The 15,000-nt window shown below is 69.2% G+C and carries 10 protein-coding genes, 1 tRNA gene and 1 other annotated feature; all 11 genes read left to right on the top strand.

What is annotated here, in order from left to right; genetic code table 11:
• The first annotated feature begins 3 nt into the window (after positions 1 to 3).
• The 11 genes from V9G04_03855 (at position 4) to clpX (ending at position 14,987) form a co-directional block, all read left to right on the top strand.
• The gene (locus tag V9G04_03855) at positions 4 to 783 is read left to right on the top strand and encodes a hypothetical protein (GenBank protein MEI2712436.1); all 780 of its coding nucleotides are present in this window, start codon (positions 4 to 6) and stop codon (positions 781 to 783) included.
• A gap of 35 nt (positions 784 to 818) precedes the next feature.
• A complete protein-coding gene (locus tag V9G04_03860; protein MEI2712437.1) occupies positions 819 to 1,370 on the top strand; it encodes a hypothetical protein in 552 nt (183 codons plus the stop codon).
• A 302-nt stretch (positions 1,371 to 1,672) separates the two neighbouring features.
• Positions 1,673 to 1,900 (top strand): excisionase family DNA-binding protein, encoded by a 228-nt coding sequence (locus tag V9G04_03865; protein ID MEI2712438.1) that lies wholly within the window; start codon positions 1,673 to 1,675, stop codon positions 1,898 to 1,900.
• 237 nt (positions 1,901 to 2,137) lie between these two features.
• Entirely contained in the window at positions 2,138 to 3,526 is a 1,389-nt protein-coding gene (locus tag V9G04_03870; GenBank protein MEI2712439.1) for an IS1380 family transposase, read from the top strand.
• Positions 3,527 to 3,862: 336 nt separating this feature from the next.
• On the top strand, positions 3,863 to 4,222 hold the full coding sequence (locus V9G04_03875; GenBank protein MEI2712440.1) for a hypothetical protein: 360 nt from the start codon (positions 3,863 to 3,865) through the stop codon (positions 4,220 to 4,222).
• 74 nt (positions 4,223 to 4,296) lie between these two features.
• Positions 4,297 to 5,537 (top strand): IS3 family transposase gene (locus tag V9G04_03880; GenBank protein ID MEI2712441.1). Its coding sequence is split into 2 segments (ribosomal slippage): positions 4,297 to 4,579 and positions 4,579 to 5,537, totalling 1,242 coding nucleotides; the frame shifts between segments, so codons are not numbered across the junction.
• Positions 4,578 to 4,706, top strand: a sequence feature (AL1L pseudoknot). (Overlaps the previous gene by 129 nt.)
• Positions 5,538 to 10,703: 5,166 nt before the next feature.
• Positions 10,704 to 10,776 (top strand) — tRNA-Pro (locus V9G04_03885).
• Positions 10,777 to 10,859: 83 nt separating this feature from the next.
• The gene (gene tig / locus V9G04_03890) at positions 10,860 to 12,218 is read left to right on the top strand and encodes a trigger factor (protein MEI2712442.1); all 1,359 of its coding nucleotides are present in this window, start codon (positions 10,860 to 10,862) and stop codon (positions 12,216 to 12,218) included.
• 172 nt (positions 12,219 to 12,390) lie between these two features.
• Positions 12,391 to 12,999, top strand: coding sequence for an ATP-dependent Clp protease proteolytic subunit (locus V9G04_03895; protein MEI2712443.1), 609 nt, complete (start codon positions 12,391 to 12,393; stop codon positions 12,997 to 12,999).
• Positions 13,000 to 13,001: 2 nt separating this feature from the next.
• Positions 13,002 to 13,610: an ATP-dependent Clp protease proteolytic subunit gene (locus V9G04_03900; GenBank protein MEI2712444.1), complete on the top strand. Its 609-nt coding sequence runs from the start codon at positions 13,002 to 13,004 to the stop codon at positions 13,608 to 13,610.
• Between the two features lie 96 nt (positions 13,611 to 13,706).
• Complete coding sequence (clpX, locus tag V9G04_03905) at positions 13,707 to 14,987, top strand: ATP-dependent Clp protease ATP-binding subunit ClpX (GenBank protein ID MEI2712445.1); 1,281 nt, start codon at positions 13,707 to 13,709, stop codon at positions 14,985 to 14,987.
• Positions 14,988 to 15,000: the final 13 nt, after the last annotated feature.

The raw sequence follows: 15,000 nt of genomic DNA on the forward strand, positions 1-15,000 counted from the left end.
GCAATGAGCAGTCCCGCCTACGCCCTTCCCGCTACCTGCACCCGCGACGAAGCGCCCCGCATCCTCGCCGCAGTAATCGCACACGCTCACCGGCCCGTCCCGACCCTTGCCGACTACGTGGCGCCCCTCGACCTCTCACCCGCAGCGCTCGACGCCCACGACTACGCGACCCCCGCGCCCGACCTGCTTGCCCGCGCCTTCACACCCGACCCACACGACCCCGACCTACTCACGCCCGCGCCCTGGCTCACCGACCCCGCAGCCCTCGTCCAAGTCCTGGCACAACACACCCGACCAGACGGCGCCGAGTACGACACCGGGCGCCCCTGCCCGACCTGGTGCGAACACGCCGAACACGCCCACCCGTACACCTACACAAGACCCGACACAAAGCCCCTGCGCCTTCTCAAAGCCCACCCCGACGACACCACCAACGAGCAGGCCGCAGGCCTGTACCGAATCCACCGCAAACGTCTCGGACGCAACCCCACCCACGTCGCCCTAGAGGCCCGCGACCGCATCGACAACCCCCACGCACCAAGCGACTACGGCACCGACCCCGACGCGCTGACAGTCGCCCTATACGTACGCGGCGCCCTCTATCCCACTGACCCCGTGGCCCACCTCACCCCACTTGGCGCCCGAGAACTCGCCTGCCAACTCAACGCCGCCGCAGCCCTAGCCGACACCGAACTAGCCGCCTTTCTTCCCCCCCCCCCCCCCCCTGACGTTCTAGGACGTTCGAGCGCCCGTTCGAATGTTTGTGATAGCGTGCGGCGCTAGCAGGAACGTTCCGGACACCCTCAGAAAGCCAAGCCATGCCAACCACGGTCACGCCCCGCCGCGTGCCCTTCGGCATGCCCACAGACGCCGCCGAGACCCTCGCCAACGCCCTCGACGCCCTCGACCTCTCGACTGCCAATGATTCGACCCGCGTCCTGATCCTGGCCGCAAGCCGCGACGAACTGCGCGCGCTAGCAGACGCCGCCGACACCGCCGAGCACGCTGCGGACACGCCCCGAGACGCCCGAGACGCCCGAGCCTGGCGCCTCGCAGTCCTCGACGCCCTCGCGCACGTTCTGGCTCACCTCGACCGCGCCGCCTACCGAGACGCCCTCGCCGCCCGAAACACCGGCCACCCGAGCGCGTTTGCGTGCGCGGCAGTCGAGCACGTAGACCGCGAACGCGCCTTCGCCCGTGCGCGTCGCTTCACCAGAGCCCTTCGTCTCCGGCGCGTCCGCGCCGCCCAGCACGCCGACGCGCTGCGGCGCCTCCTGCACCACCGGCGCCCCAGCCTGCGCACCGCGCCCGCACGGCCAATCGTCTACGCGCACGTAGTCGCACCAGACCGCGCCCCGCCGATCGCGTGACCGTGACCCTGACCCCACTCGCGCTAGCCCCCTAACACGCAACGCGACCCGGCACGGCACCCGCTCGGCAAACCCTGCGCCCGGACTTACAACCCACGGCGCAACTAGCCGTCACGCGCCCCACCGGACCGCAACACACGCCCCAGGAGAGCCGACGCGCGGCGCCGTGCCAACCCGGCAGGCTCACGACAAGCAACGCACACCCGGCACCCCGAGCCCGAGCCCACTAGCGCCCCTCGGACTCACGGCCACACCTCACGGCCACCGGCACGGCGCCGCGCCAGTCGGAACAAACCTCGACCATGACCGACCCCACCCACGGCCCAGCCGCCGCACTACCCGCCAACCCACACCCCGCCCTCTCGTACGCCGACGCTGTGATCTACTCCGGCCTTTCGGAACAGCACCTTCGACGTTGCATCACAGACGGACGCCTCCGACACATCCGCTACGGCAAGAAAGTCAGAATCCCGCTCGACGCTCTGAACACCTACCTACGCGACGGCGACCCGCAAGACGGCAACGCATGAGCACGACGGCACACATCTACCGCCCCTCGAACCTCGCAGAACACCAGCCCAAACCGGCCGGCTGGATCGGCTCGATAAACCTCCACGGCGCCAACGTCATAAGCCGCGACGCCCTAACCTCGGGATTTCACGAGTGATCTGGCGACACCGGGGCTGAAAGCACGGAAGTGCCTGTCCTGCTTGGGATTCTTGTTCTTGCGACAGTCCAAGAATCGCTAGCGGAAAGGCACTCCGTAGGTGAAGCGTAGCCGTGTCCCCAATCTGGTTCTCGATCCCGTCCGCGAGTCGCTGATCTCCTCCTGCGGGGCGCTGCTGCTCAAGGAGGCGTCCGGTGTCACCGGCCTGGGCCGGGGACTCTCCCGGGCGCTTGCGCCGTGGCGCCCAGCACGGGCTGAGCATGACCCGGGCAAGGTCTTGCTCGACGTGGCGACCGCGGTCGCGCTTGGCGGGGATTGTCTTGCCGATGTCGCCGTGATCCGTGCCCAGCCCGAGTTGTTCGGGGCGGTCGCTTCCGACCCGACCGTCTCGCGGGTCTTTGCAGCCCTCGCTGCGGACGTGGACGACGCGGTGGCCGCGATCCGGGACGTGCGGGCCCAGGCGCGCGCGGCGGTCTGGGCACGCCGTCGCCCGCTGGCCGGTACGCCGGGTAGTCAGGTGATCGTGGACATCGACGCCACCCTGGTCACCGCGCACTCGGACAAGGAAGGCGCCGAGCCGACCTTCAAGCGCGGGTTCGGGTTCGCCCCGATGTGCACCTTCGTCGACCACGGCCAGCACGGCACCGGCGAACCGCTGGCGATCGATCTGCGGCCCGGGAAGGCCTCGCCCTGGAATAGCGCGGACCACCTCGCCACGCTCGAGGCCGCGCTGGCCCAGCTCCCCGATGGCGAGCAACAGCAGGTGCTGGTCCGCGCCGATACCGGCGCCTGCTCGAAGGTGTTCCTCCACCACATCACCGACGCCGGTCTGGAGTACTCGATCGGTTTCCAGGCCCAAGACACCGTCAAAGCAGCCATCGAAGCCATCCCCGAACAAGCCTGGCGATCCGCGGTCGATGGTGACGGTGAGCCTCGCGACGGCGCTCAGGTCGCCGAGCTCACTGCCTGGATGCCGACCCCGACACGGTCCAGCCGCCCCGGCCCGAAGGACTGGCCGCTCGGGATGCGGGTCATCGCCCGCCGCGAACGCCCCCACCCCGGCGCCCAGCTGCGACTAACCGACCACAACGGGTGGCGCATCACCTGCTTCGCGACCAACACCAAAGGGCCCGGCTGGACCCTGGCCGCGCTCGAGGTCCGCCACCGCCAACGCGCCCGCTGCGAGGACCGGATCCGCGGCCTGAAAGACACCGGGCTGCGGAACCTTCCCTTCCACGACTACGCCAAGAACCGAATCTGGCTCGAGGTCGTCGCACTCGCCGCCGATCTCCTCGCCTGGACCCAGACCCTCGCCTTCGACGAGCATGAACCCGCCCGGCGGTGGGAGCCCAAACGACTCCGCTTCCGGCTCCTCGCCGTCGCCGGACGCATCATCCGCACCGGCCGCCGAAGACGCCTACGACTCCCCAGGGACTGGCCCTGGAGCCAGCTCATCGACACCGGCTGGACCACGCTCCACACCGCCTGACGGCCAAGACCCCCAACCCATCGACCAGGAACCGGAGAACCGGCGGCCACAGCGCCGGGGGCCAGACACGCCCTTCATCCAACCCGGCCGGCTTCCATCGAGAACCAGCTGCTCAGCAGGGCTCACGAAACGTCGAGGCTAACGCGACTCCTCAGCGCCCACGCCCGAGCACGCAGCATCGTGATCATCAACGGGGCACCGTGTCTACGAGCGCGCATCGCCCAAGCCCTGCGCGCCCTCGGAGTCACCACCGCAACCCGTGCCGACCCCACGCCCTGCGGCCACTGCATCAGTTGCGCCCACTGGCCCCGCACAACCCCATGAGCAGCGCCAACCGTGACCGACCCGACCCACCCGCGTCGAGCGGGCACCTTCGCATGGCAACGCGCACTACTCGCAGCGAGCCCCGCCGACATCGGAGCCACCAGCGCCGCCGCAGCACGCACAACCAAACTCGTCGGCCTCGCCCTCTCCGTCTATGCCAACGCCGACGGCGGCTCGATCACAGTCGGTCAAACCCGCCTTGCCCGAGACGCCAACCTCACGACCCGAGCCGTACGCGCATGCCTGCATGACTTGCGCAACACCAGCTGGATCATCCGCACCCGCCACGGCGCCCGCTCGGCACGCGCCCAGACCGACGCGCACGCCCTCGCCATCCCACTGACCTCGCAACCCTCGGAGCCCACCCCGTGACCACAAACACGCCCAACCCTGACTGAACCGCCCCGGCATGTCCGGAGAGCTGATTCGTTGGAAGGATCACTCTCATGGCACGTCCCTCGAGGTACCCGACCGAGCTGCGTGAGCGCGCAGTGCGGATGGTGATGGAGTCCAGGCAGGACTATCCGCACGAGTCCGCCGTGATCAGGTCGGTCGCGGCGAAGCTGGGCATCACCTCTACTGAATCGCTGCGTAAGTGGCTGCGGCAGGCCGAGATCGACGGCGGTGTCCGCGTCGGCAAGTCCAGCGAGGAGATCGCTGAGATCAAGGCGTTGAAGAAAGAGGTCGCCGAACTGCGGCGGGCGAACGAGATCTTGAAGAGCGCTTCGGCTTTCTTCGCGGCGGAGCTCGACCGCCCCAACAGGTTCTGATCGACTACATCGAGGACCACAAGGTGGAGTTCGGGGTCGAGCCGATCTGCCGCGTGCTCAGTGAGCACGGGATCAAGATCGCTCCGTCCACCTACTACGAGGCTCGCTCACGCCGGCCTTCCAAGCAGCAGATCCGCGACGCGGAGCTGGTCGAGATCATGGTCGCCGAGCGCAACCGGCAGAAGCTGGTCGCGCGGTTTGGTGCACGCAAGATGTGGCTGCACCTGCGCGGACGGGGCCATGACGTCGCTCGATGCACCGTCGAGCGGCTCTACCGTGAACAACGCTGGGTCGGGGCGCTACGTCTGAAGAAGTTCCGGACCACCATCGGCGACCCGGCCGCCGAGCGACCACTGGACCTGGTCGATCGGCAGTTCTGGGCGAGCAGGCCCAACCAGCTATGGGTCGCCGACTTCACATATGTCGCGACCTGGTCAGGCACTGTCTACGTCGCCTTCATCTTCGACGTCTTCAGCCGTCGGATCGTGGGCTGGCGGGCCGCCACGCGGATGACGACCGACCTGGTGCTCGACACCCTTGAGCATGCGATCTGGACCCGCCAGCAGGCCGGTGTCACCGACCTTTCCGGCCTCATCCATCACACCGATGCAGGGTCTCAATACGTCAGCTTTGCCTTCACCCAGCGCCTCGTCGACGAGGGGGTCGACCCCTCAGTCGGGTCTGTTGGCGATGCCTATGACAACGCCCTCGCCGAGTCCCAGATCGGGCTCTACAAAGCCGAACTCATACGTCCTGAAGGTCCCTGGCGCGGCGTCGAACACGTCGAACTAGAGACCCTGAACTGGGTCGACTTCTTCAACAACGAGCGCCCTCACGAGGCGCTCTCCGACCTCACGCCCATGGCGGCCGAGGAACTGCACTACGCTGCAAGAAACGAGCTCACGCCAACCGGCTGAGCCACCAAACCCAGCCTCCGGACTCGCCGGGGCGGTTCAGACCCCAACGCGCCGCCACGGTTCGCGCAACTCATCACAGAACTCGTGCGCCTCATACGCCCCGAATGGGGCGCCTCCGGCGTCCTGAAAGCCGTCATAGAGGCCAAAGACACCGCACCCGCGCCAGACCTCGCCTGCGCCGCAATCCGCGCCGCAGCCGACCCCAACAACCGGACCCCCGCAGTCATTGGCATGACCGGCCCCCACTGGCTCGACCTAGAACACAAACCCCGCAGCGTCCCCACCTCGGAACTATGCGGCATCTGCAACCGCCCGCGCCTTCAATGTCAAAGCGTCGCCGCTAAGTCAGGCGACAGTCACACGTTCGAAGATCGCACCCAGCCCCGCAAAGCAGCCCCACCACCGGAACCCCCGTGCCTGTGAATAACCCCGCAAAGCAGCCCCACCACCGGAACCCCCGTTCCGCTGCCACCGGAACCCCCGTTCCGCTGCCACCGGAACCCCCGTTCCGCCAACCAACTCAGTTACCAACACAATGACCATCATCACCGCCGCCGCTCGTCTCACTAGTCCGCAGCCGCTCGACACCGAACCGAGCAGCAACAACCGGACCGGCCATGTGCGGAGCAGAGCACGACGCCCGAACCTCGAACCGCCACGCGGCCAACACCCAACCTCGACCGGCCGACGCGCTCGACCACTGCCCGCAGCCGCTCGACACCGAACCGAGCAGCAACAACCGGACCGGCCATGTGCGGAGCAGAGCACGACGCCCGAACCTCGAACCGCCACGCGGCCAACACCCAACCTCGACCGGCCGACGCGCTCGACCACTGCCCGCAGCCGCTCGACACCGAACCGAGCAGCAACAACCGGACCGGCCATGTGCGGAGCAGAGCACGACGCCCGAACCTCGAACCGCCACGCGGCCAACACCCAACCTCGACCGGCCGACGCGCTCGACCACTGCCCGCAGCCGCTCGACACCGAACCGAGCAGCAACAACCGGACCGGCCATGTGCGGAGCAGAGCACGACGCCCGAACCTCGAACCGCCACGCGGCCAACACCCAACCTCGACCGGCCGACGCGCTCGACCACTGCCCGCAGCCGCTCGACACCGAACCGAGCAGCAACAACCGGACCGGCCATGTGCGGAGCAGAGCACGACGCCCGAACCTCGAACCGCCACGCGGCCAACACCCAACCTCGACAGCCGACGCGCTCGACCTGCCGCCCCGGTTTTTTTATGCGCGTCTCCCGGCGCTCACTGGAGCCGCCCTCTCTCCACACACAGATAGGAGAAAAATCTCGACACAAAGAATCACGGCATCAAGATAAATCGAACTAGGCCCCGGCTTCCCCCTTGTCTCCGAGGCCGCTGCACCGTTAGATCTCTCTCGACGCCCGGCCTCGACGCCCTGCCGCTGCGCCGCTCGATCTCTCAACGCCCGGCCCTCGACCACGTGCCCGCGGCACGTCGAGCAGCCCCGTGCCCGCTGCCACGTCGAGCAGCCCTAGGTCCGACGCCCTGCCGCGGCGCGTCGAGCAGCCCTAGGTCCGACGCCCTGCCGCGGCGCGTCGAGCAGCCCTAGGTCCGACGCCCTGCCGCGGCGCGTCGAGCAGCCCTAGGTCCGACGCCCTGCCGCGGCACGTCGAGCAGCCCTAGGCCCGACGCCCTGCCGCGGCACGTCGAGCAGCCCTAGGCCCGACGCCCTGCCGCTGCGCCGCTCCGATCTCTCAACGCCCGGCCCTCGACCACGTGGCCCGCTGCACGTCGAGCAGCCCCGTGCCCGCCCTGCCACGTCGAGCAGCCCGTGCCCGCGGCACGTCGCAGCCACCGAGCCCGCTGCACGTCGAGCAGCCCGGGGCCCCTGCCCCGACGCCTTGCCTCAACGGCCCGGCCCTCGACCACGTGCCCGCGGCACGTCGAGCAGCCCTAGGCCCGCCCTGCCGCTGCACGTCGAGAGCCCTGCCGCTGCGCCGCTCGATCTCTCAACGCCCGGCCCTCGACCAACGTGGCCCGCTGCACGTCGAGCAGCCCCGTGCCCGCCCTGCCACGTCGAGCAGCCCGTGCCCGCGGCACGTCGCAGCCACCGAGCCCGCTGCACGTCGAGCAGCCCGGGGCCCCTGCCCCGACGCCTTGCCTCAACGGCCCGGCCCTCGACCACGTGCCCGCGGCACGTCGAGCAGCCCTAGGCCCGGCGCCCTGCCGCGGCACGTCGAGCAGCCCTAGGCCCGACGCCCTGCCGCTGCGCCGCTCCGATCTCTCAACGCCCGGCCCTCGACCACGTGGCCCGCTGCACGTCGAGCAGCCCCGTGCCCCGCTGCCACGTCGAGCAGCCCGTGCCCGCGGCACGTCGCAGCCACCGAGCCCGCTGCACGTCGAGCAGCCCGGGGCCCCTGCCCCGACGCCTTGCCTCAACGGCCCGGCCCTCGACCACGTGCCCGCGGCACGTCGAGCAGCCCTAGGCCCGACGCCCTGCCGCGGCGCGTCGAGCAGCCCTAGGCCCGACGCCCTGCCGCGGCACGTCGAGCAGCCCTAGGCCCGGCGCCCTGCCGCGGCACGTCGAGCAGCCCTAGGCCCGACGCCCTGCCGCTGCGCCGCTCCGATCTCTCAACGCCCGGCCCTCGACCACGTGCCCGCGGCACGTCGAGCAGCCCTTAGGCCCGGCGCCCTGCCGCTGCGCCGCTCACGATCTCTCAACGCCCGGCCCTCGACCACGTGGCCCGCGGCGCGTCGAGCAGCCCTAGGCCCGACGCCCTGCCGCGGCACGTCGAGCAGCCCTAGGCCCGACGCCCTGCCGCTGCGCCGCTCCGATCTCTCAACGCCCGGCCCTCGACCACGTGGCCCGCTGCACGTCGAGCAGCCCCGTGCCCGCCCTGCCACGTCGAGCAGCCCGTGCCCGCGGCACGTCGCAGCCACCGAGCCCGCTGCACGTCGAGCAGCCCGGGGCCCCTGCCCCGACGCCTTGCCTCAACGGCCCGGCCCTCGACCACGTGCCCGCGGCACGTCGAGCAGCCCTAGGCCCGGCGCCCTGCCGCGGCGCGTCGAGCAGCCCTAGGCCCGACGCCCTGCCGCGGCACGTCGAGCAGCCCTAGGCCCGACGCCCTGCCGCGGCACGTCGAGCAGCCCTAGGCCCGACGCCCTGCCGCTGCGCCGCTCGATCTCTCAACGCCCGGCCCTCGACCACGTGCCCGCGGCACGTCGAGCAGCCCTAGGCCCGACGCCCTGCCGCTGCGCCGCTCGATCTCTCAACGCCCGGCCCTCGACCACGTGCCCGCGGCACGTCGAGCAGCCCTAGGCCCGGCGCCCTGCCGCTGCGCCGCTCACGATCTCTCAACGCCCGGCCCTCGACCACGTGGCCCGCGGCACGTCGAGCAGCCCTAGGCCCGGCGCCCTGCCGCTGCGCCGCTCACGATCTCTCAACGCCCGGCCCTCGACCACGTGGCCCGCGGCACGTCGAGCAGCCCTTAGGCCCGGCGCCCTGCCGCTGCGCCGCTCACGATCTCTCAACGCCCGGCCCTCGACCACGTGGCCCGCGGCGCGTCGAGCAGCCCTAGGCCCGACGCCCTGCCGCGGCACGTCGAGCAGCCCTAGGCCCGGCGCCCTGCCGCTGCGCCGCTCACGATCTCTCAACGCCCGGCCCTCGACCACGTGGCCCGCGGCACGTCGAGCAGCCCTTAGGCCCGGCGCCCTGCCGCTGCGCCGCTCACGATCTCTCAACGCCCGGCCCTCGACCACGTGGCCCGCGGCGCGTCGAGCAGCCCTAGGCCCGACGCCCTGCCGCGGCACGTCGAGCAGCCCTAGGCCCGGCGCCCTGCCGCTGCGCCGCTCACGATCTCTCAACGCCCGGCCCTCGACCACGTGGCCCGCGGCACGTCGAGCAGCCCTTAGGCCCGGCGCCCTGCCGCTGCGCCGCTCACGATCTCTCAACGCCCGGCCCTCGACCACGTGGCCCGCGGCGCGTCGAGCAGCCCTAGGCCCGACGCCCTGCCGCGGCACGTCGAGCAGCCCTAGGCCCGACGCCCTGCCGCTGCGCCGCTCCGATCTCTCAACGCCCGGCCCTCGACCACGTGGCCCGCTGCACGTCGAGCAGCCCCGTGCCCGCCCTGCCACGTCGAGCAGCCCGTGCCCGCGGCACGTCGCAGCCACCGAGCCCGCTGCACGTCGAGCAGCCCGGGGCCCCTGCCCCGACGCCTTGCCTCAACGGCCCGGCCCTCGACCACGTGCCCGCGGCACGTCGAGCAGCCCTAGGCCCGGCGCCCTGCCGCGGCGCGTCGAGCAGCCCTAGGCCCGACGCCCTGCCGCGGCACGTCGAGCAGCCCTAGGCCCGACGCCCTGCCGCGGCACGTCGAGCAGCCCTAGGCCCGACGCCCTGCCGCTGCGCCGCTCGATCTCTCAACGCCCGGCCCTCGACCACGTGCCCGCGGCACGTCGAGCAGCCCTAGGCCCGACGCCCTGCCGCTGCGCCGCTCGATCTCTCAACGCCCGGCCCTCGACCACGTGCCCGCGGCACGTCGAGCAGCCCTAGGCCCGGCGCCCTGCCGCTGCGCCGCTCCGATCTCTCAACGCCCGGCCCTCGACCACGTGCCCGCGGCACGTCGAGCAGCCCTAGGCCCGGCGCCCTGCCGCTGCACGTCGAGAGCCCTGCCGCTGCGCCGCTCGATCTCTCAACGCCCGGCCCTCGACCACGTTGCCCGCTGCCACGTCGAGCAGCCCGTGCCCGCGGCACGTCGCAGCCACCGAGCCCGCTGCACGTCGAGCAGCCCGGGGCCCCTGCCCGACGCCTTGCCTCAACGGCCCGGCCCTCGACCACGTGCCCCGCTGCACGTCGAGCAGCCCGGGGCCCCTGCCCCGACGCCTTTGCCTCAACCGGCCCGGCCCTCGATCTCCGAGCCACCGAGAAAGCGCCAAGAACGCGTTTCGTGACCTTACGTGACCTAAGAACAGGTAGTTCCAGATAGTTGGGGATCGCTCCAGGTTACGAACCGCGGCGTAACAAGTGCTAGGTTTCACGCTCAGGATGGCCCTTACGGGCTGTTTTGAGCGGACGGCGAGACGCGACCTTCGTACGGCTTCCAAACTGATTACGCGGGTTCGATTCCCGTCATCCGCTCGGAGAGGTTTTTCGACGGCAACTCAGCCACCGGAAGGCCGCCCCTACGGGGCGTAGCGTAGTGGCTAGCGCGCCTGCTTTGGGAGCAGGAGACCGCAGGTTCGAGTCCTGTCGCCCCGACGCGAGTGCCGTGTCGTGCCCAACGTGCGCCGCAAGAACATTCCTGAACCGACCTGCTTCAAAGAACTGCAAGGAGAACACCTGTGAAGAGCGCCGTCGAGACCTTGACCCCGACTCGGGCCAAGCTGACCGTCGAGGTGCCCTTCGAGGAGCTCAAGCCGAGCCTCGACGCGGCCTACAAGAAGATCGCCCAACAGATCAACGTCCCCGGGTTCCGTCGGGGCAAGGTCCCTCCGGCGGTCATCGATCGCCAGGTCGGTCGTGGTGCGGCGCTGGACGAGGCGGTCAACGAGATGATCCCGAAGGCCTACATCGAGGCACTTCAGGAGAACGACCTGGTCCCCCTGGCGCAGCCGGACATCGAGGTCACGAAGTTCGAGGACAACGAGGTGCTGGAGTTCACCGCCGAGGTGGACGTACGCCCCGAGATCACCCTGCCGGAGTACGAAGGCCTGGAGGCTCAGGTTGACGACATCGAGGTGTCCGACGAGGACGTGGACACCCAGCTCGACGCGATGCGGGAGCGCTTCGGCACGTTGACGGACGTGGAGCGCGCAGCGGCTGACGGCGACTTCGTCGTCATGGACCTCACTGCCACCCAGGACGGTGAGCCCGTCGAAGGCGCCGCTGTCACCGGCATGTCCTACCGGGTCGGCCGGGGCGGCATGCTCGACGGCCTCGACGAGGCGCTGACCGGCATGTCGCCGGGCGACGAGAAGACCTTCACCTCCGAGTTGGTCGGTGGTGACCTGGTGGGCGAGCAGGTCGAAGTGGCCGTGAAGGTCGCGCAGGTGCAGGAGCAGGAGTTGCCCGACCTCGATGACGATTTCGCCGCCACCGCGAGTGAATTCGACACCCTCGACGAGTTCAAGGCTGACGTGCGCGAGCGGCTCGGTCGGGGCAAGCGCCTCGAGCAGGCTGCCGCCGCTCGCGATGCGGTACTCGAAGTGCTCCTCGACCAGGTCGAGGTCCCGCTGCCCGAGTCCATGGTCACCGAAGAGCTCAACGCCCGCCGCCAGAATGTCGAGCAGCAACTCGCGTACGCCGGCATGACGATGGACTCCTACCTGGAGGAGGAGGGGCAGACCATCGAGGAGTTCGAGGCCGAACTCGAGCGTCGCGTCCGCGATGCCGTCGCCGCTCAGTTCATCCTCGACGAGATCGCGAAGAAGCACGAGTTCGGCGTCGAACAACAGGGAGCTCTCCGAGCACCTCGTGCGCCGCGCGCAGCAGTCCGGCCAGGACCCGCAGCAGTTCGCCAACCACATGTTCGAACACAACCACGTGCCCGAACTGATGCAGGAGATCGTACGCGGCAAGGCGCTGGGCCACATCGTGGAGTCGGCGACCGTCAAGGACGCGTCCGGAAATGTGCTCGACCTGGCCAACCTGCGCCCCGACGGCACGATCGGCGACCCGCAGGAACCCAGCGTGGACGCTGACTGATCCAGCCCAGAACACCGACAGGCCCCGCCCGCGACTCCCGCCGGCGGGGCCTGTCGGTGTTCTGGACGGTTCGCTCGTACGCCGTGGGCGAACACCGGCCACATCCGCGTGTGAGTGTCGGTCGGCCCGGCTACTGTCGCGATCGTGACGAATCCGAACTCTGTGCAGATGAACGGTGGCGGCGGTGCCTACGGGCTCGACGACCACATCTACCAGCGCCTGCTTCGCGAGCGCATCGTCTTCCTCGGCTCCGAGGTGCGTGACCAGAACGCCAACGCGATCTGTGCCCAGCTCTTGTTGCTGTCGGCCGAGGACCCAGAGGCTGACATCTTCTTGCACATCAACTCGCCCGGTGGCTCGGTCGACGCCGGCATGGCGATCTACGACACCATGAACTACATCCCCAACGATGTCGCCACCGTCGGCATGGGGCTGGCCGCCTCGATGGGTCAGTTCCTGCTGTGCGCGGGCACCAAGGGCAAGAGGTACGCGCTGCCGCACGCGCGGATCATGATGCACCAGCCGTCCTCGGGCATGGGAGGCTCCGCCTCCGACATCAAGATCCAGGCCCAGCAGTCGCTGCACATCAAGAAGGTGCTGCTGGAGCTGATCTCCGAGCACACCGGCCAGACGGTCGAGCAGGTCACCGCCGACGCCGACCGCGACCGCTGGTTCACCGCGCAGGAGGCGTTGGAGTACGGCCTCGTCGACGCCGTGATCAAGTCCGCTCGCGAAGCGGCGGACGAGGGTCGTCCCGCCCACAAGTCAGGAGACTGAGCATGAACTACTACATCCCCCAGTGGGAGGAGCGGACGTCGTACGGTTTCCGCCGCATCGACCCGTACGCCAAGCTCTTCGAGGACCGCATCATCTTCCTCGGCACCCCGATCAGCGACGACGTCGCCAATGCGGTGATGGCGCAGTTGCTGTGCCTGGAGTCGATGAACCCCGACACCGACATCCAGATCTACATCAACTCCCCGGGTGGTTCGTTCACCGCGCTCACCGCGATCTACGACACGATGCGCTTCATCAAGCCCGACATCCAGACGGTGTGCCTGGGTCAGGCGGCCTCCGCCGCAGCGATCCTGCTCGCGGCCGGCACGCCCGGCAAGAGACTGGCGCTGCCCAACAGCCGGATCCTGATCCACCAGCCCTACACCGAGGGCACGTTCGGCCAGACCTCCGACATCGAGATCCAGGCCAACGAGATCCTGCGGATGCGCGAGTTGTTGGAGAACATGATCTCGACTCACTCGGGCAAGGACGTCGAGCAGGTCTCGCGCGACATCGAGCGTGACAAGATCCTGACCGCCGAACAGGCCGTCGAGTACGGCCTGATCGACGCGGTCCTCGACTCCCGCAAGAGCACCCTCGCCTTGGGCTGACCTCATCGTGTCGCGCGCTCGGGCGGGCACCCTTCGGGGTACCGTCTGAGCGTTCGGCGCCGGTCGGTCGGACGATTCGAATCGAAAGGTTTTCGCGTGGCACGCATCGGTGATGGGGGAGACCTCCTCAAGTGCAGCTTCTGTGGCAAGAGCCAGAAGCAGGTCAAGAAGTTGATCGCCGGTCCCGGCGTCTATATCTGTGACGAGTGCATCGATCTGTGCAACGAGATCATCGAGGAGGAACTCAACGAGGGCGCCGACGTCGATCTGGCGGAGTTGCCCAAGCCCAAGGAGATCTTCGAGTTCCTCAACGCCTATGTGATCGGCCAGGAGACGGCCAAGAAGTCGCTGGCGGTGGCGGTATACAACCACTACAAGCGGGTCCAGGCGGGACTGCCGCCCGCTGGTGGTCGACACACGAAGTCCGACCAGGTCGAGGTGGCAAAGTCCAATATCTTGGTGATCGGCCCGACCGGCTGCGGCAAGACCTACCTTGCCCAGACGCTCGCACGGATGCTCAACGTGCCGTTCGCGATCGCGGACGCGACCGCGCTCACCGAGGCCGGCTACGTCGGTGAGGATGTCGAGAACATCTTGCTGAAGTTGATTCAGGCGGCCGACTATGACGTCAAGAAGGCCGAGACCGGCATCATCTATATCGACGAGATCGACAAGGTCGCCCGCAAGGCCGAAAACCCCTCGATCACTCGTGACGTGTCGGGAGAAGGTGTCCAGCAGGCGCTGTTGAAGATCCTGGAGGGCACCACCGCCTCCGTGCCACCCCAGGGCGGGCGCAAGCACCCGCACCAGGAGTTCATCCAGATCGACACCACCAACATTCTCTTCATCGTCGGTGGCGCCTTCGCCGGCCTCGAGCAGATCATCGAGCAGCGCGTCGGCAAGAAGTCCCTCGGATTCACCGCCGAAGTGCGCGGTCAGGCTGAGCGGGAGGCCGACGACCTGTTGGCCAAGGTGCGTCCAGAGGATCTGACCAAGTTCGGACTCATCCCCGAGTTCATCGGTCGGCTTCCGCTGATCGCCTCGGTCGCCAAACTCGACGAGCAGGCGCTCGTGGAGATCCTGACGGTGCCACGCAACGCGTTGGTCAAGCAGTATCAGCGACTTTTCGAGCTCGACCAGGTCGAGTTGGAGTTCGACGACGAGGCCATCAAGGCGATCGCGCACCAGGCCCTCGAACGTGGCACGGGCGCGCGCGGGCTGCGCGCGATCATCGAGGAGGTTCTCCTCCACGCGATGTACGACGTCCCGTCGCGAGGCGATGTCGCGAAGGTGATCGTAGGCCGCGAGGTCATCGTGGACGGCGCCGCGCCGGTGCTGGTCTCGCGCCAGGAGGGCAAGAAGAAGAAGTCGGCCTGACCCGTCGCGCGGG

Origin of the sequence: Nocardioides sp., assembly GCA_037045645.1 — a bacterium.
Taxonomy (GTDB): domain Bacteria; phylum Actinomycetota; class Actinomycetes; order Propionibacteriales; family Nocardioidaceae; genus Nocardioides.